Origin of the sequence: Zhengella sp., from assembly GCF_041397485.1 — a bacterium.
Classification (GTDB): Bacteria; Pseudomonadota; Alphaproteobacteria; order Rhizobiales; family Rhizobiaceae; genus Zhengella.
In genome coordinates this window covers 575,858-591,825 of sequence record NZ_JAWKWO010000001.1, presented here as the reverse complement: position 1 = coordinate 591,825, position 15,968 = coordinate 575,858, and the positions used below count along the sequence as shown (strand labels likewise).

Genomic DNA, 15,968 nt, shown 5'->3' with positions numbered 1-15,968 from the left:
GCAAGTGAAAAGCCGCACAAGTCCAACCCTTGCGCGCGGCTTTCTGCCGTCAGGGTTTACGCGCGCCCGCCTGTGCGAAGAATTTTCTGCCGCCGGTTTTTCCACACCGTGACGGGGCAATGCTAGTCTTTGGCTACGGTCGGACAGTTGCGCCAGGGGGCGCCTGACCGGCGGGTTTCAGAACGATTGACGAGGTGACCACATGGCCATGACCGTTGCCGGCGCATGGGCGATCGCGCGCGCCTGGGCCGAGGGCGTGCCCTTCGATTACGGGCTGGCCGCAGGACTGGCCGGCGTCGAGGAAAGCCACGTGCGTGACCTGGCCCGCAGGAAGGGCTGGGTCGTGGCGCAGCCTGGGCGTGGCGGCAAGGCGCGGCTGACGGCGTTTCGCGATTGCCTCTGGCGGCGTGCCGAGCGCATCTTCGCCGTGCCGGCCGATCAGCCCATCGACAAGACGGAACTGGACCAGTTCCAGTTGCTCATGAAGATCATGGAGCGGCTGGAGCCCGAGGACGCCGGCGAGGCGGCAACCGCCTCCGACAGCCGGCGCAACGCGATTGCCGCGGCGCTGGACCTGATCGACCGGCGTATTGGCGCCCTTGCCGCCGCCCACGCGGCACGGCCGGCGGATGTGCCGCATGAAGACTGACGAAAGCGCCGGTCACGGAACCGGGGCCGGATGGGCGCGCGCCCATTTGCCTGCCTCGCTTGTGCTTGAACTGGCCGGGGAATGGTTTGCCTGCGCCCATCCCGGCCAATATCCGCTCAACATCCGGCCGGCCACCTGGCTCGTCATCGGCGGGCGCGGCTCCGGCAAGACCCGCCTTGGCGCGGAATGGCTGCGCGGCCTCGTGCTCGGCCATGCGCCTTTTTCGAGTGCGAAATACGGCCGCCTGGCGCTGATCGGCGAGACGCTGGGCGATGTGCGCGAGGTGATGATCGACGGGCCTTCGGGCATCCGCGCAATCTCGCGGGATGACCGGCCCCGCTACGAGCCGACGCGGCGCCGCCTGCTCTGGGACAACGGCGCCGTGGCGCAGGCCTTCTCGTCGGAGGATCCCGACAGCCTGCGCGGACCGCAATTCGATGCCGCCTGGTGTGACGAACTGGCGAAATGGAAAAACATGGAGACCGTGTTCGACATGCTGCAATTCGGCCTCAGGCTGGGAGATAGCCCGCGCCAGCTCTACACGACGACACCGCGCCCGGTGCCGCTCGTCAAGCGCCTGGCGGCCGATCCGGCGGTTCACGTCACGCGGCTGAAAACGGAGGACAACGCGGCGAATCTGGCGGCCGGCTTTCTCACGGCCGTGCGCGGCCGCTATGGCGGCACCCGGCTCGGCCGGCAGGAACTGGACGGGGAGATCATCGGCGACCGCGAAGGCGCGCTCTGGTCGCGTGAGGCGATCGAGCAGGCCTGCGTCCGCCGCTTCGGCCCGGCCAGCCGCATCGTCGTTGCAGTGGATCCGCCCGCCGGTTCCGGCAAGGGCTCGGATGCCTGCGGCATTGTCGCGGCCGGCGCCGACGGGCAGGGGCAGGCGACTGTCCTGGCCGACGCAAGCGTGGAAAAGGCGCGCCCGCACGAATGGGCAGCGGCCGCCATCAGGCTTTATCACGCGCTGGAGGCCGATTGCCTTCTGGCCGAAGTCAACCAGGGTGGCGAAATGGTAGCCAGCGTCATAGCGTCGGTGGACAAGGGCGTGCCGGTCAAGGCCGTGCGCGCCACGCGCGGCAAGTTCTCCCGCGCCGAGCCGGTTTCCGCGCTCTACCAGCAGGGCAGGGTTGCCCATGCCGCCCGCTTTCCCGCGCTGGAAGACGAAATGTGCGACTTCACCGCCGCCGGCCTCTCGTCAGGACGTTCGCCCGACCGCATGGATGCGCTGGTCTGGGCGCTGAGCGAACTGCTTCTGTCCGGACCGGGGCGGGCGCCGCGCATCCGCCACGTCTGACCCACACCTGAAACGGAAACAACAACATGGCTTTACACTGGCCCTGGGCTCAGCGCCCGGGCGGGGCGGCCGCGTGCGCCCCGGATTCACACAAGGCCGGCGAGCCCGGCGTCACCAAGGCGGCCGGCGGCTTCGGCTTCGTCGCCCTTCATCTGAATGGTGCGGCCGCCTGGACCGGCCGCGATTATGCCGGCCTTGCCCGTCACGGCTACATGACCAATCCGGTGGTCCATGCCTGCGTCCGCCTGGTTGCCCAGACGGCTGCCGCCATTCCGTGGCTGCTCTATGAGGGGGTGACGGAACATGACGAGCATCCGGTGCTAGCCATGCTGGCGCGGCCCAATCCGCGGCAATCGGGCATGGCCTTCATGGAGACGCTCTACCTGCATCTGCTGATGGCCGGAAACGCCTATGTCGAGCGGATCGACGGTGGCCGTACGGCACAGCTCCACCTGCTGCGTCCCGACCAGGTGGACGTGGAGACCGACAACGCCGGCTGGCCGGCGGCGCTGCTTCATCGCGTTGGTGCGACCAGCCGCCGGGTGGAAACCGCCAGCGAAGGCGCGCGCGGCCTGCATGTGCGCCTTGCCAATCCGCTCGATGATGTCGCCGGATTCGCGCCGCTGGAGGCCGCGCTGACCGCCCTCGACACGCACAACGCGGCCGGCGCGTGGAACAAGGCGTTGCTCGACAACTCGGCCCGTCCCTCCGGCGCGCTGGTCTATGCCCCGAAGGAGGGCGGCAATCTGACCCCGGAACAGTTCGACCGTCTGCGCGAGGAACTGGAGACCGGCTACGCGGGCGCCGCCCGCGCCGGCAGGCCCATGCTGCTGGAAGGCGGACTGGACTGGAAGGCCATGGCGCTGTCGCCGAAGGACATGGATTTCATCGAGGCGCGCAATGCTGCCGCCCGGGACATCGCGCTCGCCTTCGGCGTGCCGCCCATGCTGCTCGGCATTCCCGGCGACAATACCTATGCCAATTACCGCGAGGCCAACCGTGCCTTCTACCGGCTGACCGTTGTGCCGCTGGTGACGCGGCTGGCCGGCGAGTTCTCGCATTGGCTGGCCCCGCTCCATGGCGGGCGCATCCGGCTGTGGTTCGACGCCGACCAGGTGGATGGCCTGTCGGGCGACCGGGACGCACTCTGGGAGCGGCTCAATGCCGCGTCCTTCCTGACCGTCGACGAGAAGCGCGAGGCTGCCGGTTACCAGCCGCTCGGAATGGAGGAAAGGACCGGCCATGTCTGACACCCATGTCATGTGGGTCGCGAAGGGGGCGGGTGCCATTGCCGGCTCTGCCATTTCGCTGGCCTATCTGCTGCCATCGGGCCGGCGCGAGGCGGCGTTGCGATTCTTTGTCGGCCTCGTCTCGGGTCTGGTCTTCGGCTCCGTCGCCGGCCTGGCCTTCGTGCGCCGCCTTGGCGTGGAAGCGCTGCTTTCGCCGGTCGAGATCGCGATCGCCGGCTCGGCCTTCGCCAGCCTGTCGGCGTGGTGGGCGCTGGGCCTGCTGATGCGCCTGATGGCCCGTCACGACCCCCGCGACGACACCGCAACCGGTTTCTCAGGATCCGGAATCAGGAAGTGAGGCGGCTCATGGAATCCCTTGAACTTGAACGGAAATATGCCCCGGTGACATTGCAGGACATGCATGCGGACGGCAGTTTCTCAGGCTATGCGAGCCTCTTCGGCGAGGTTGACCTGGGCAATGACATGATGGAGCGCGGCGCCTTTGCCCGCTCGCTCAGGAGCCGCGGGGCAGGTGGGGTGCGCATGCTCTTTCAGCATGACCCGGCCCAGCCCATCGGGCGCTGGGCAGAACTTCGGGAGGATGACCGCGGCCTTTTCGTGCGCGGCCAGCTCTCTGTTTCCTCTGCCAGGGCGCGCGAGGTGCTGGGCCTGATGCGCGAAGGAGCGATGGACGGGCTCTCCGTCGGCTTTCGCACCGTTCGCGCCCGCAAGGGCGAAGGCGGTGTGCGGCGCATCCTGGAAGCCGATCTCTGGGAAATTTCCGTCGTCACCTTTCCGATGCTCCCCGGCGCGCGCATCGGCGAGGTCAAGCAGGCCGCGCGCCTGCCCACCACACGGCAATTCGAACGCTGGCTCACGCGGGATGCGGGCCTGACGCGCGCCGAGGCCCGGACGGTCATCGTCAAGGGCTTTGGCGAACTGGTGCGCGAGCGGGATGCCGCGCGCAACACACCCGAGGGCCTTGCCGGCGTCATCCGCCGCGCGGCCGAAACGCTTTCAAGAAGGATATGATCATGACGACCAGCACCACCGCCAGGCCGGGCAGGACCGCGCCCGAGATCAAGGCCGCTTCCGGTTCGCCGCAGGAGGTTGCCGAGGCCTTTGACGAGTTCATGGGCGCATTCGAGGCCTTCAAGGCGGCCAATGACGAGCGCCTGAAGGAAATCGAACAGCGCGTCAGCGCCGACGTGCTGACCACCGACAAGGTGGACCGCATCTCCGCTGCCATGGACGAACAGAAGGCCGCCATGGACCGTTTCATCCTGCAGCGCGGCCGGCCGGCCCTTGGTGGCGCCGCACCGGTGGCCGATCTGGCCCGCAAACAGGCGTTCTCCGCCTATATGCGCTCCGGTGACGAGCGCCCGATGCGCGCCCTTGACACCAAGGCGATGTCCTACGGGTCCGGTCAGGACGGCGGCTATCTGGTGCCCGACGAGACCGAGACCGCCATCGGCAAGCGCCTTGCCGCGCTGTCGCCCGTGCGCTCCGTGGCATCCGTGCGCCAGGTTTCGGGCGCGGTGCTGAAGAAGCCGTTCTCCATCACCGGGCCGGCTGTCGGCTGGGCTGGCGAGACGGCGGCGCGGCCGCAGACCGATTCCCCGGTTCTGGCCGAGTTGCAGTTTCCGACCATGGAGCTTTACGCCATGCCTGCGGCAACGGCTTCGCTGCTCGACGATGCCGCCATCGACCTCGACCAGTGGATCGCATCGGAAGTGGAAGCGGCGTTCGCCGAGCAGGAAGGTGCGGCCTTTGTCTCGGGCGATGGCGTCAACAAGCCGCGCGGCTTTCTCGACTACGGCTCGGTTGCGGAAAGCGCCTGGGCCTGGGGCCAGCTCGGCCATGTTGCCACCGGCCTGGCCGGCGCGCTGCCCGACGAGCATGCCTCCGACGTTTTGATCGACACGATCTATGCGCTGAAGGCCGGCTATCGGCAGAATGCGTCCTGGATGATGAACCGCAAGACGCAGGCCGCCATTCGCAAGCTGAAGGATGCCGACGGCAACTATCTGTGGCAGCCGCCGGCCATGCCGGGCGGGCGGGCCATGCTGATGGGTTTCGGCGTGGTCGAGGCCGAAGACATGCCGGATGCAGCCGACAACGCCACGCCGGTCGCCTTCGGTGACTTCGCCCGCGGCTACCTGGTCGTGGACCGCACCGGCGTGCGCGTGCTGCGCGATCCCTATTCCGCCAAGCCCTACGTGCTTTTCTATACGACGAAGCGTGTGGGCGGCGGCGTGCAGGACTTCGACGCCATCAAGCTGGTGAAATACGGCGCGGCATGACCGTGAAGCCGGCGGCGCGCTTCCTCCCGCGCGCCGTCGGTTCGCGCCGCACGCGGCCCCGGTCTCCTCCCGCCGGGGCCGCGTTTCGCCTTCAGGATCAATCCGGAAAGTCCTTGCGATGATTCATTTTCTGAGCGGCCCGCCGCAGGCCGAGCCGGTCTCCGTGGCCGAGTTGAAAAACCATTTGCGCCTCGACCACGCCAGCGAAGACACGCTTCTCCAGACGCTGCTTGCGGCGGCCCGCGACGATGTGGAGCGCCAGACGGGCCTCGCGCTGTTTCGTCAGACATGGCGTGTGGTGATTGGCGAACTGCCGCCGGACCGCCGTGTATCGCTCACGCGCTATCCGGTCATGCAGGTCGTCTCGGTCACCGCCTTTGCGGCCGATGGCGAAGCGACGGCCGTGCCGCCGGCGCAATGGCATCTCGACCGCTTCACACGTCCGGCCTCTGTCAATTTCTCCGCCCTGGCGCCGGGCACGGATGTCTCGAACGGGATCGAGATCGACTACGAGGCAGGGCATGGCGACACGGGCGCCGATGTGCCGGATCTCCTCAAGCGCGCCATTCTTCTCCTTGCCGCGCATCTCTATGAACATCGCTCCGGTTCGATGACAGATGGTCAGGTGACGGCCTGGCCATCCGGTTACGGGCGCCTGATCGCCCCGTTCCGGCTCGTGAGGCTCTGACATGACGGTCTTCTTCATCGATCCGGGGCGCTTTCGCGCGCCCCTGGCCCTGGATGTGGCCGACCTGGAACCGGACGGCGCGGGCGGCCTGACCGGGGGATGGACCGAGACGGCGAGCTTTTACGGCCGTGTCGAACCTGTCGCCGCGGGGCCTCGTTTTGCAGGCGACCAGTTCCTGGAGGACACGACCCACCGCATCACCATCCGCCATCGCGCCGATGTGAAGGCAGGGATGCGGCTGCGCAAGGCCGGGCGCCATTTCGCGATCCTGTCGGTTCATGATCCCGACGAAAGCGGGCGCTATCTTGTCTGCCTGGCCAGGGAGGAGCAGCTTTGAAACTGTCATTCAGACTGACCGCGGACGGGCTCGTGCGCGCGCTCGCGATGCAGCGCCACCGCCTTGCCGATCAACGCGATGTGAATGGCATTTTGCGGCAGGCGGACAAACGCGAAACCATATCGAAGCGCATGACCCGCCCCAACCGGAGACCGGACAATGGCCAGCGCAGCCGCTGAATTGCAGAAGGCGATACACGCCGCCCTGACCGGAAACGAGGATGTGACCCGCCTGACAGGCGGCCCCCGTGTCTATGACTTCGCGCCGGAGCGTGCCCGCTTCCCCTATATCACCATCGGACGGACCAGCGTCTATGACTGGTCCACCGGTGACGATAGCGGATCGGAGCACCTCGTCACGCTGCATGTCTGGTCGCGCGCCCGCGGCAAGGCCGAGGCCCATGCCATTATCGAGGCCGCCGAACAGGCATTGCGGGATTTCTCGCCGGACCTGGAGGGACATCGACTGGTCGGCCTCTTCCGTGAATTCGCAGAGGTCTATTTCGACGTGGAGATGGAGCTTCAGCACGGCCTTCTTCGCTATCGCGCACTTGTGGAGGAAAGGGCCGGCGCGGCCTGACCGGGCCCGGACGCAACTGCCTCCCGGAACCGGAAAACAAGACTTTATATCCGAAAAAACATGGAGTTTTTCCAATGGGTGCTCAAAGGGGCAAGGATCTGCTCGTCAAGCTGGATGGCGACGGACAAGGCCAGTATGTGACAGTGGCGGGCCTGCGGGCCCGCCGTATTGCCTTCAATGCGGCGACGGTGGACGTCACCGATTCCGAATCTGCGGGCCGCTGGCGCGAATTGCTGGGCGCAAGCGGCGTGCGGCGCGCCTCCGTCACCGGAAGCGGCATTTTCAAGGATGCCGCCTCCGATGCCCTTGTCCGCCAGGCCTTCTTTGATGGGGCGGTGGCGGCCTGGCAACTGGCCATACCCGATTTCGGCACGGTGTCCGGTCCGTTCCAGGTCACCGCGCTGGAATATGCCGGCAGCCACGATGGCGAGATCACCTTCGAGATCGCTCTGGAATCGGCTGGCGCGCTCGCCTTCGAGGCCGCGTGATGGCGCCGCTTGCAACACCTGCCAACCGGCGGCGCGGCGAGGTTTCCGCCCGCCTCGACGGACGGGACTACCGCCTTCGCCTGACGCTCGGCGCATTGGCCGAACTGGAGGACGCCTATGGGGCGGAAGACCTGCAGGCGCTGGTCGCGCGTTTTTCCGCAGGCCGCTTCTCCGCGCGCGATCTCATCCGCATCATCGCAGCCGGCCTGCGCGGTGGCGGCCATGATGTCGCCGATGCGGATGTGGCGGCCATGCAGGGCGGAAACGGCGTGGCCGGCCACGCCAGGCTTGCCGCCGATCTGCTGGCTGCCGCGTTCGGCGGTGCGGCCGGCCCGGCCGTTGCCGACGCGCCCGCAAACCCCGATCAGCCGTAGCAGGGCAGGGGGCACGGCCCTTCCCCTGGGACGAGGCGATGCGTCTCGGCCTGACCCTGCTGCGGCTGCCGCCTGACGCCTTCTGGGCCATGACCCCGCTTGAACTGGCTGCCTGCCTGCCGCCGCGTGCGACGCCCGGCGGCTGTTCGCGCGCGGGGCTGGAGGCGCTGATGCACCGCTTCCCGGACACGTGAGAAAGGACACCACCCGCCATGGCGGAGACACTCGAAGTGCGGCTGGAGGCCGATACCACACCGTTGGAAACGGCACTCAAGGACATGGAAAAGCTGGCTGAACGCTTCGGCAGCCAGATGACGGGCGCGCTGAAAGGCGCGGTCGTTTCCGGCAAGGAACTGGATGACGTTCTGCGCCAGGTGGCGACCAGCCTTGCCTCCATGGCGCTCGACCAGGGTCTGAAGCCCTTGCAGGGCGTCATCTCCTCGGCCTTCAGCGCGCTGGCCGGCGGCATCACGCCCTTTGCCGATGGTGGCGTGCCGGGACGCGTCTTGCCCTTTGCCAACGGCGGGGTGGTGGCCTCGCCGACCTTCTTCCCGATGGGCAGCAATCTGGGCCTCATGGGCGAGGCTGGCGCGGAGGCCATCCTGCCCTTGAAACGCGGCGCGGATGGCAGCCTCGGCGTTGCCGCGCCGGGCGGTGGCGGCGCGGTAAACGTGACCTTCAATGTCCAGGCCGCCGATGCCGCGTCCTTCCGCAAATCCGAGGCGCAAATGACCGCGATGCTTGCGCGCGCTGTCAGCCGCGGCACGCGCCACCTGTGAGGCACTTTCCATGAACGCATTTCACGATGTCCGCTTTCCTGTCGCCATCGGCTTCGGTGCGACAGGCGGGCCGGAGCGTGTCAACGAGATCGTGCGCCTGACCAGCGGTCAGGAGCGGCGCAACCAGCGCCGTGCCCATGCCCGCCGCCGCTACGACGCCGGAACGGGACTGCGCGGCCTGGCCGACCTGGAGGCGCTGGCGGACTTCTTCGAGGCCCGCCGCGGCTCGCTTCATGCCTTCCGCTTCCGCGACCCGTTCGACTGGAAGTCCTGCCCGCTGGCGCGCGATCCACGCCCGGAAGACCAATGGATCGGAACGGGCGATGGCGTGGCAACTGCCTTTCAGCTCGTCAAGCGCTACGGCGAAGGCGCGGATGACTACGCCCGCACGGTCACAAAGCCGGTGGCCGCAACCGTTCGCATAGCGCTCGATGGTGCCGAGCTTCCCGCCGGGACCGGCTTTGCCGTCGATACCCTGACCGGCATTGTCATGTTGAACCAGCCTCCCGCGGACGGTGTGCGGGTGACCGCCGGCTTTGCCTTCGATGTGCCGGTTCGGTTCGATACCGAACATCTGGTCCTTTCCCTGGCGGCCTTCGAGGCCGGCCAGCTTCCTTCCGTTCCCCTTGTCGAGGTGCTGTCATGACCCGCTTTCCGCAGGCATTGAGCGACCACGCGGCCGGTGAGGCCACGACACTGTGCCAGTGCTGGCGGGTGCGCCGCGCCGATGGAACCGTTCTCGGTTTCACCGATCATGACGAAGCCCTGGTGTTCGACGGAATTGCGCACCGGCCACGCACCGGCTTCTCCGCCTCGGAGGCGCGCCAGAGCCTCGGCCTCGCCGCCGATGCGAGCGAGATCGAGGGGGCCTTGTCGGATGATGAAATCCGGGAAGAGGACATCGAGGCCGGGTTGTATGACAACGCGGCGGTGGAGACCTGGCTTGTCAACTGGTCCGAACCGGCCCAGCGGGCCCTTCTGCGCTCCACTGTCATCGGCCGTGTGACGCGCCGCGACGGGCGGTTCCTGGCCGAGTTGCAGAGCCTTTCGGCCAGCCTGGACAAGCCCCGCAGCCGTGTTTTGCGCCGCGCCTGTTCGGCCGAACTGGGGGACCGGGCCTGCGGCATCGATCTCGCTGCCGAAGGCATGACGGCCACGGTCACGGTCTGGCAGGTCGTCCCGCCGGTAAGCCTTTCCATTCAACCCACGGCCGGGCCGGTCGGCTGGCTCGTCAATGGCTGGCTGGAGACAAATCCGCAACCGCCTGCCGCGCAACGCCGCTATCGCATCCGCGCGCATCTCGCCGAGGGAGCGGGCGAAAGGCTGGTCCTGGCCGATCAGCCGCAACCGGCACTCGAAGCCGGCGATTCCGTGCGCCTTGTCGCCGGTTGCGACAAGCAATTCGCCACATGCCGTGACCGCTTTGGCAATGCGCTGAATTTCCGCGGTTTTCCGCATCTGCCCGGCAATGATGCCGCATTCGGCTACGTGACGGAAGATCTGCCGCTGGACGGAAAGCCGGTGGTGCCGTGAGCGCGCAAGGTGACGGCCTGCGCCTCCGTGTCCTGGCCGAGGCAAGAAGCTGGCTGGGAACACCCTATCGCCACCAGGCCGGACGCAAGGGCGTTGGGTGTGATTGCCTGGGCCTGGTGCGCGGTGTCTGGGCCGCTGTCTACGGCAACCCGGCGCCGGAACCCGGGCCATACGGTGCCGACTGGCTGGCAGGCGGGGAGTCGGACCGGCTTCTCGATGCCGCACGAACCCTCTGCGGCGCTGGATTCCCGATGCCGGAGGCCAGGCCCGGCGATCTCCTGGTCTTCCGCTGGCGGCCGGGCCTGCCTGCCCGCCATGTCGGCATCCTGTCGCGGCATGGCCGTTTCATTCACGCCTATTCAGGCGCCGGCGCCGTGGAATCAGCGCTTGTTCCCGGCTGGCGGCGGCGCGTTGCCGTCGCCTTCGCCTTTCCCGATCCGTAGAGGACACTGAACCATGGCCACCATCCTTTTGCAGACGGCGGGCGCGTTTCTCGGCAGTTTCCTCGGCCCGGTCGGCACGGCCATTGGTTCGGCCGCCGGCGCCATGGCTGGTTACGCCATCGACAATGCCGTCATCCAGTCCACCCGGCGCTACGAAGGGCCTCGCCTGTCCGGCATGCGGCCTTTCCAGGCGGAGGAGGGCGCCGTGCTGCCACAGGTTTTTGGCGCCGCCCGCATCGCCGGCTCCATGATCTGGGCGACACGGTTCGAAGAGACCCGCACCACCCGCCGCCAGGGCGTGAAAGGCGGGCCGAAGGTGACGGAATACAGCTACTTCGCCAATGTCGCCTTTGCGCTGTGCGAAGGCCCGGTTGCCGGGGTGCGCCGCGTCTGGGCCGATGGCCGCGAACTGGACCTGACCGGGGTCGACATGCGCGTCTATACCGGGGCGGAGGACCAGCTTCCCGATCCGCTGGTCGAGGCCAGGCAGGGCACGGGCAATGCGCCGGCCTATCGCGGCACCGCCTATGTGGTGTTTGAACGGCTGGCCCTTGACGGCTTCGGCAACCGCGTTCCGCAATTGCAATTCGAGGTCCTCGCCCCGGCCGGAACCTTCCATGAGGAAATCCGCGCCGTCACGCTCATTCCCGGCGCCACCGAATACGGCCTGTCACCTTCGCTTGTCACGCGCGATGTCCGCGCCGGCGAGCGCGAAACGCTCAATCGCCATGTCCTGCATGGCGAAAGCGATTTTACCGCCGCGCTGGACGAATTGCAGGCCCTGTGCCCGAACCTGCGCCATGTCGCGCTGGTCGTGCCCTGGTTCGCGAGCGATCTGCGCGCCGGCCATTGCCGTATCGAACCCTGCGTGACCGAAACCGCGTTGGCGGGCACGAGCCTGGCCTGGTCGGTGGCCGGTATTGGCCGTTTGCAGGCCCGCCAGGTCAGCCGTGTCGACGGCCGCGCCGCCTATGGGGGCACACCGGCGGATGCCACCGTGATCGAGGCCATCCGCGACCTTGGTGCGCGTGGGCTGAAGGTGGCGTTCTATCCGTTTTTGCTCATGGATATTCCGGCCGGCAACGGCCTGCCTGACCCATGGGGCGGCAGCGAACAGCCCGCCTATCCCTGGCGCGGCCGCATAACGGCGTCCGACGCGCCCGGGCAGCCGGATTCGCCCGACGGCAGCGCCGCTATCCGCGCCGAACTGGCCGAATTCCTTGGCCGGGAGGATGGTCCGGGCGCAATACGCCTGGCGGGTGCGCCGGACTGGTCCAGCGCCGCCAATGGCGCGGGCTACCGCCGCATGATCCTTCACTATGCCCGGCTTTGCGCGCAGGCAGGCGGCGTGGATGCCTTTCTGCTGGGATCGGAACTGCGCGGCCTGACGTCTTTGCGCGATGACAGCGACGTCTTCCCCTTCGTTCATGGCCTTCGCGAACTCGCCCGCGAGGCGCGGACAATCCTGGGTGCGCAAACCACGATCACCTACGGGGCGGACTGGTCGGAATATTTCGGTCACCAGCCGGCTGACGGCTCCGGCAATGTCTATTGGCACCTCGACGACCTGTGGATGGACGAAGCCGTCAATGCGGTCGGCATCGACAATTACATGCCCCTGTCGGACTGGCGCGACAACGATCTGGAGGGTGGCAATCCCGATGCCGCGCAATCGGCGCAGGACGGCGAAGCCATGCGCAGGGCCATTGCCGGTGGCGAAGGCCATGACTGGTATTATGCCGGCGCCGCCGCCCGCGCCCTCCGCGAACGCACGCAAATCACCGATGGCGCCCACGGCAAGCCCTGGGTCTACCGCTACAAGGACCTGGCAGGCTGGTGGCTGAACGCCCATGTGGAGCGGCGCGGCGGCGCGGAAACGTCTGTCCAAAGCCCGTGGATCCCCGGTGCGAAGCCCATCTGGTTCACCGAAATCGGCTGTCCTGCCATCGACAAGGGTGGAAACCAGCCGAATGTGTTTCTCGATCCAAAATCGTCTGAAAGCTTCGTGCCCCATTTCTCGTCCGGCGGACGCGACGACCTCGTCCAGCGCCGCTTCCTGCAAGCCCATTTTGCCCACTGGAACAGCGGCGGGCAGGCCAATCCGCCTTCGCCGCTGAACGGGTTGCCGATGGTCGACACCGGCAGGCTCTATTGCTGGGCCTGGGACACGCGCCCGTTCCCCGCCTTTCCCCGCGACGGCGAAACCTGGGCCGATGGCGGCAACTGGTCGCGCGGGCACTGGCTGAACGGCCGGCTGGAGGCAGTCTGGATCGGCGATGTCATCAACGCGGTCCTCGCCCGCCACGGCCTGCCCGCCGCCGATGTCGAGGCGGTGGATGCCATGGCCTGCGGCATCGTGATCGACAGCGCCGCCAGCGCGCGGGAAACGCTGGAACCGCTGGTCATGATCCATGGCCTGTCCGTGCATGAGCGCGACGGCCACCTCGTCTTTGCAAGCCAGGACCGCGCGGCCGCCCCGCGCGGGATCGCGGATGTGATCGAGGCTGGCCGGGATGCGGCGATGGAGACCGAGCGGGCTGCCAGCGGTGACATTCCCGATGTGGCGGTGCTGGCGTGCAGGGATCCGTTCAGGAACTATGAAGGTGCCGTCACCCGCGTCGCCGCGCAAGCGGACGGCAGTGCGGAAGCCAGCCTTTCCTATCCCGGCATCCTGCATGAAGGGATGGCAAGGTCACTGGCTGCCGGCTGGCTTGCCCGCATCCGCAACGCCCGTGAGGACCGGCGGTTTTCACTCCCGCCGGCCAGCGGCGTCGAAGTCGGCCAGCGCCTGGTCTTTCCGGACAAGCCCGGCCGGATGTTTCTGGTCACGGAAGTCGAGGAAGGGCTGACGGACATGGTCCGGGCGCGCCGGGTGGTGCCATTGCCGCCCGAGCCCGACATCGCCGGAACCGGTGCGCCGGTTTCAAGCCGGGTAGCCGCGCTTGCCGTGCCGGACGCGGTACTGATGGACCTGCCGATGACCGAGGCGTTCGCCGACGTGAGCGAGGCCTTCTGTGCCGCTGTCTGGTCAAGGCCATGGCGCACGCATCTGCTTGAGGCCTCGCCCGAATCCTCCGGTTATGCCTTGCGGGCGACACTGGATCGTCCTGCTGCCATCGGCATGCTTGTCACTGACTTGCCGCCGGGCCTGGGCGCATTGCGCGAGCGCGGCGCCTCGATCGAGGTCGCCTTTCCCGACGCCGAGCTGGAATCGGTTTCCGATCTCCAGCTTTTTTCCGGCGCCAATGCCGCTGCGGTGCAGGTGGGCACGGAAGGCTGGGAGATCCTGCAATTCCAGAAGGCCGAGGAAGTCCGCCCCTCGGTCTGGCGCTTGTCCTGCCTGTTGCGCGGCCAGGCGGGAACCGAAGACCTGATGAGCGGCGCGCCCGCCGGGACAACGGTCGTCCTGCTCGACGCTGCGGTGAAGCCTGCCGGCCTGCGCGCAAGCGAATCGGGGCTCGACCTGTCCTGGCGCGCCCGGCCGCTCGCCCCGTTCGTCACGGGCGATGAGGCGGCGGTCATCAGGGCGAAGGGTGGTTTGCGCGCACTCACGCCCTTGAGTCCGGTCCACCTGCGCGCCGCCCGCGCGACAGGAGGCGCAGTCCGCTTTTCCTGGATCCGGCGGTCACGGATTCGCGCCGATGGATGGGATGAGGTGCCGCTGGGTGAAGAGCGGGAATCCTATGCCGTCCGGGTCATGCGCAACGCCTCCGGTGTCATGCTGGCCGAAGCCGAGGTCGCCGAACCCGTCTTCCTCTGGCCCGCCGAAGCCGTCGCCGCGGCGCGCGATGTCGATATCGCCGATATCCGGCTGACAGTCCGTCAGGCCGGGGGGGCGGCCGGTCACGGATTGCCGGCAGATGCTGTCTTCAACCTGAAGAACCTTGTTTCAACATCATGAAAGGAAAGGATTTCCCATGAACGACACCAAGCCGTGGTATCTCTCCAAGACCATTTGGGCCTCGCTCGTGACCATTGCCAGCGCGGTTGCCGGAATGGCCGGCCTGCCGGTCGCCGGTCTCGATGGTTCGGCCCTCGCGGAGACCATTCTGCAAGCGGTGACGGCACTGTCGGGTCTTGCCGCCATCATCGGCAGGCTTTCCGCGCAGACCGTCATCGACTGAACGCGGCTGGCCATGGAACGGCTCCGGCCTTGGAGGCCCGCCGTTCCATGGCCTAATCATTCATGTCATGTTCAGCCGCGAGCCGGTATACCCGCCCCATGATGAAGAGAAACACCCTGATCCGTCTCCTTGCCGCTGGCGCATTGGCCCTTGCCGCCATATCGCCTGCCGCTGCATGGAGCTTGCCGCGGCCGGACCTTGCGCCGGCAATTCCCGCAATCCAGGCGGCCGGTGGCTGCTATGCCGTCGGCCAGCGGGTGGCGTCGCAGAAAGGCGGGCAGCTTGCCAAGGCGACCCAGGAAACGCGGGGCGGCCAGTCGGTCTGCGTCATCGTTGTTCTTGTGCCGCGCGGCGGCGGACAGCGTCCGAGCCGGCAGGAAATCGTTGTTCCCTATCAATAGGCACGGGCTCGGGCCGGATTGATCGGACGCCGGATTCCGGCACAATGGAAGCAGTGCACGAGAGGATTGCCACCCATGCGGATACTGGTTGTCGAGGATGACAAGGACCTCAACCGTCAGCTTTGCGAAGCCCTGGCTGAAGCCGGCTATGTGACCGATTGTGCATTTGACGGCGAGGAAGGGCATTTTCTTGGCGATAACGAACCCTACGACGCCGTCGTACTCGACCTTGGCCTGCCGCAAATGGACGGCCTTTCCGTGCTGGAGCGCTGGCGCCGCGAAGGCCGCACCATGCCGGTGCTCATCCTGACCGCCCGCGATCGCTGGAGCGACAAGGTCGCCGGCATTGATGCCGGCGCGGACGATTATGTCGCCAAGCCGTTCCATATCGAGGAAGTCCTGGCCCGCTTGCGCGCGCTGATCCGCCGGGCCGCGGGTCATGCCTCGTCAGAGATCACGTGCGGGCCCCTGCGCCTGGACACCCGCAATTCCAAGGCGGACGTGAACGGACAGCCGCTGAAGCTGACGTCGCATGAATTCCGCCTGTTGTCCTATCTCATGCATCATCCGGACAAGGTGGTTTCGCGAACCGAACTCGTGGAGCACCTTTACGATCAGGATTTCGATCGCGATTCGAACACGATCGAGGTGTTTGTCGGCCGCCTGCGCAAGAAGATGGGCGTCGACCTGATCGAGACTGTCCGTGGCATGGGTTACCGCCTGCGCGCCGACGCCGGTTGA

Annotated in this window: 20 protein-coding genes and 1 pseudogene; all 21 read left to right on the top strand. The window is 67.3% G+C overall.

What is annotated here, in order from left to right; translation table 11 throughout:
• Positions 1 to 202 precede the first annotated feature (202 nt).
• The 21 genes and pseudogenes from R3D65_RS02730 (at position 203) to R3D65_RS02630 (ending at position 15,968) form a co-directional block, all read left to right on the top strand.
• Complete coding sequence (locus tag R3D65_RS02730) at positions 203 to 649, top strand: hypothetical protein (RefSeq protein WP_371273694.1); 447 nt, start codon at positions 203 to 205, stop codon at positions 647 to 649.
• Positions 639 to 1,949 carry a DNA-packaging protein gene (locus R3D65_RS02725; RefSeq protein ID WP_371273693.1) on the top strand — a complete coding sequence of 437 codons (1,311 nt, stop codon included), beginning with the start codon at positions 639 to 641 and terminating at the stop codon, positions 1,947 to 1,949. Before R3D65_RS02730 ends, R3D65_RS02725 begins: the two co-directional genes overlap by 11 nt.
• 26 nt (positions 1,950 to 1,975) lie before the next feature.
• Complete coding sequence (locus R3D65_RS02720) at positions 1,976 to 3,199, top strand: phage portal protein (protein ID WP_371273692.1); 1,224 nt, start codon at positions 1,976 to 1,978, stop codon at positions 3,197 to 3,199.
• Positions 3,192 to 3,536 (top strand): DUF6107 family protein, encoded by a 345-nt coding sequence (locus R3D65_RS02715; protein ID WP_371273691.1) that lies wholly within the window; start codon positions 3,192 to 3,194, stop codon positions 3,534 to 3,536. Before R3D65_RS02720 ends, R3D65_RS02715 begins: the two co-directional genes overlap by 8 nt.
• Positions 3,537 to 3,544: 8 nt before the next feature.
• A complete protein-coding gene (locus tag R3D65_RS02710; RefSeq protein ID WP_371273690.1) occupies positions 3,545 to 4,210 on the top strand; it encodes an HK97 family phage prohead protease in 666 nt (221 codons plus the stop codon).
• A gap of 2 nt (positions 4,211 to 4,212) precedes the next feature.
• A complete protein-coding gene (locus tag R3D65_RS02705; RefSeq protein WP_371273689.1) occupies positions 4,213 to 5,481 on the top strand; it encodes a phage major capsid protein in 1,269 nt (422 codons plus the stop codon).
• A gap of 118 nt (positions 5,482 to 5,599) precedes the next feature.
• Complete coding sequence (locus R3D65_RS02700) at positions 5,600 to 6,169, top strand: head-tail connector protein (RefSeq protein ID WP_371273688.1); 570 nt, start codon at positions 5,600 to 5,602, stop codon at positions 6,167 to 6,169.
• A gap of 1 nt (position 6,170) precedes the next feature.
• Entirely contained in the window at positions 6,171 to 6,506 is a 336-nt protein-coding gene (locus R3D65_RS02695; protein WP_371273687.1) for a phage head closure protein, read from the top strand.
• A gap of 32 nt (positions 6,507 to 6,538) precedes the next feature.
• A complete protein-coding gene (locus tag R3D65_RS02690; protein ID WP_371273686.1) occupies positions 6,539 to 6,685 on the top strand; it encodes a hypothetical protein in 147 nt (48 codons plus the stop codon).
• Positions 6,666 to 7,085 carry a DUF3168 domain-containing protein gene (locus R3D65_RS02685; RefSeq protein ID WP_371273685.1) on the top strand — a complete coding sequence of 140 codons (420 nt, stop codon included), beginning with the start codon at positions 6,666 to 6,668 and terminating at the stop codon, positions 7,083 to 7,085. The genes R3D65_RS02690 and R3D65_RS02685 overlap by 20 nt, the downstream gene beginning before the upstream one ends.
• 74 nt (positions 7,086 to 7,159) lie before the next feature.
• On the top strand, positions 7,160 to 7,573 hold the full coding sequence (locus R3D65_RS02680) for a phage major tail protein, TP901-1 family (RefSeq protein WP_371273684.1): 414 nt from the start codon (positions 7,160 to 7,162) through the stop codon (positions 7,571 to 7,573).
• The gene (locus tag R3D65_RS02675; protein ID WP_371273683.1) at positions 7,573 to 7,947 is read left to right on the top strand and encodes a gene transfer agent family protein; all 375 of its coding nucleotides are present in this window, start codon (positions 7,573 to 7,575) and stop codon (positions 7,945 to 7,947) included. Before R3D65_RS02680 ends, R3D65_RS02675 begins: the two co-directional genes overlap by 1 nt.
• 29 nt (positions 7,948 to 7,976) lie before the next feature.
• Positions 7,977 to 8,141: pseudogene (locus tag R3D65_RS02670) on the top strand (rcc01693 family protein); the annotation flags it as partial.
• A gap of 18 nt (positions 8,142 to 8,159) precedes the next feature.
• Positions 8,160 to 8,726 carry a phage tail tape measure protein gene (locus R3D65_RS02665; RefSeq protein WP_371273682.1) on the top strand — a complete coding sequence of 189 codons (567 nt, stop codon included), beginning with the start codon at positions 8,160 to 8,162 and terminating at the stop codon, positions 8,724 to 8,726.
• 10 nt (positions 8,727 to 8,736) lie between these two features.
• Positions 8,737 to 9,372, top strand: a complete 636-nt coding sequence (locus R3D65_RS02660; protein WP_371273681.1) for a TIGR02217 family protein — start codon at positions 8,737 to 8,739, stop codon at positions 9,370 to 9,372.
• On the top strand, positions 9,369 to 10,259 hold the full coding sequence (locus R3D65_RS02655; protein ID WP_371273680.1) for a DUF2163 domain-containing protein: 891 nt from the start codon (positions 9,369 to 9,371) through the stop codon (positions 10,257 to 10,259). Before R3D65_RS02660 ends, R3D65_RS02655 begins: the two co-directional genes overlap by 4 nt.
• Positions 10,256 to 10,702 (top strand): NlpC/P60 family protein, encoded by a 447-nt coding sequence (locus tag R3D65_RS02650; RefSeq protein ID WP_371273678.1) that lies wholly within the window; start codon positions 10,256 to 10,258, stop codon positions 10,700 to 10,702. The genes R3D65_RS02655 and R3D65_RS02650 overlap by 4 nt, the downstream gene beginning before the upstream one ends.
• 13 nt (positions 10,703 to 10,715) lie before the next feature.
• On the top strand, positions 10,716 to 14,603 hold the full coding sequence (locus R3D65_RS02645; RefSeq protein WP_371273677.1) for a glycoside hydrolase/phage tail family protein: 3,888 nt from the start codon (positions 10,716 to 10,718) through the stop codon (positions 14,601 to 14,603).
• Positions 14,604 to 14,619: 16 nt separating this feature from the next.
• A complete protein-coding gene (locus tag R3D65_RS02640) occupies positions 14,620 to 14,826 on the top strand; it encodes a hypothetical protein (RefSeq protein WP_371273676.1) in 207 nt (68 codons plus the stop codon).
• Positions 14,827 to 14,924: 98 nt separating this feature from the next.
• Positions 14,925 to 15,227, top strand: a complete 303-nt coding sequence (locus tag R3D65_RS02635; RefSeq protein WP_371273675.1) for a hypothetical protein — start codon at positions 14,925 to 14,927, stop codon at positions 15,225 to 15,227.
• A 75-nt stretch (positions 15,228 to 15,302) separates the two neighbouring features.
• Entirely contained in the window at positions 15,303 to 15,968 is a 666-nt protein-coding gene (locus R3D65_RS02630) for a winged helix-turn-helix domain-containing protein (protein WP_371273674.1), read from the top strand.

Bases quoted from the DNA above. Each gene is read 5' to 3' on its own strand.
- R3D65_RS02730 (WP_371273694.1), top strand. From the start codon at position 203: ATGGCCATGACCGTTGCCGGCGCATGGGCGATCGCGCGCGCCTGGGCC.
- R3D65_RS02725 (WP_371273693.1), top strand. From the start codon at position 639: ATGAAGACTGACGAAAGCGCCGGTCACGGAACCGGGGCCGGATGGGCG.
- R3D65_RS02720 (WP_371273692.1), top strand. From the start codon at position 1,976: ATGGCTTTACACTGGCCCTGGGCTCAGCGCCCGGGCGGGGCGGCCGCG.
- R3D65_RS02715 (WP_371273691.1), top strand. From the start codon at position 3,192: ATGTCTGACACCCATGTCATGTGGGTCGCGAAGGGGGCGGGTGCCATT.
- R3D65_RS02710 (WP_371273690.1), top strand. From the start codon at position 3,545: ATGGAATCCCTTGAACTTGAACGGAAATATGCCCCGGTGACATTGCAG.
- R3D65_RS02705 (WP_371273689.1), top strand. From the start codon at position 4,213: ATGACGACCAGCACCACCGCCAGGCCGGGCAGGACCGCGCCCGAGATC.
- R3D65_RS02700 (WP_371273688.1), top strand. From the start codon at position 5,600: ATGATTCATTTTCTGAGCGGCCCGCCGCAGGCCGAGCCGGTCTCCGTG.
- R3D65_RS02695 (WP_371273687.1), top strand. From the start codon at position 6,171: ATGACGGTCTTCTTCATCGATCCGGGGCGCTTTCGCGCGCCCCTGGCC.
- R3D65_RS02685 (WP_371273685.1), top strand. From the start codon at position 6,666: ATGGCCAGCGCAGCCGCTGAATTGCAGAAGGCGATACACGCCGCCCTG.
- R3D65_RS02680 (WP_371273684.1), top strand. From the start codon at position 7,160: ATGGGTGCTCAAAGGGGCAAGGATCTGCTCGTCAAGCTGGATGGCGAC.
- R3D65_RS02675 (WP_371273683.1), top strand. From the start codon at position 7,573: ATGGCGCCGCTTGCAACACCTGCCAACCGGCGGCGCGGCGAGGTTTCC.
- R3D65_RS02665 (WP_371273682.1), top strand. From the start codon at position 8,160: ATGGCGGAGACACTCGAAGTGCGGCTGGAGGCCGATACCACACCGTTG.
- R3D65_RS02660 (WP_371273681.1), top strand. From the start codon at position 8,737: ATGAACGCATTTCACGATGTCCGCTTTCCTGTCGCCATCGGCTTCGGT.
- R3D65_RS02655 (WP_371273680.1), top strand. From the start codon at position 9,369: ATGACCCGCTTTCCGCAGGCATTGAGCGACCACGCGGCCGGTGAGGCC.
- R3D65_RS02645 (WP_371273677.1), top strand. From the start codon at position 10,716: ATGGCCACCATCCTTTTGCAGACGGCGGGCGCGTTTCTCGGCAGTTTC.
- R3D65_RS02640 (WP_371273676.1), top strand. From the start codon at position 14,620: ATGAACGACACCAAGCCGTGGTATCTCTCCAAGACCATTTGGGCCTCG.
- R3D65_RS02635 (WP_371273675.1), top strand. From the start codon at position 14,925: ATGATGAAGAGAAACACCCTGATCCGTCTCCTTGCCGCTGGCGCATTG.
- R3D65_RS02630 (WP_371273674.1), top strand. From the start codon at position 15,303: ATGCGGATACTGGTTGTCGAGGATGACAAGGACCTCAACCGTCAGCTT.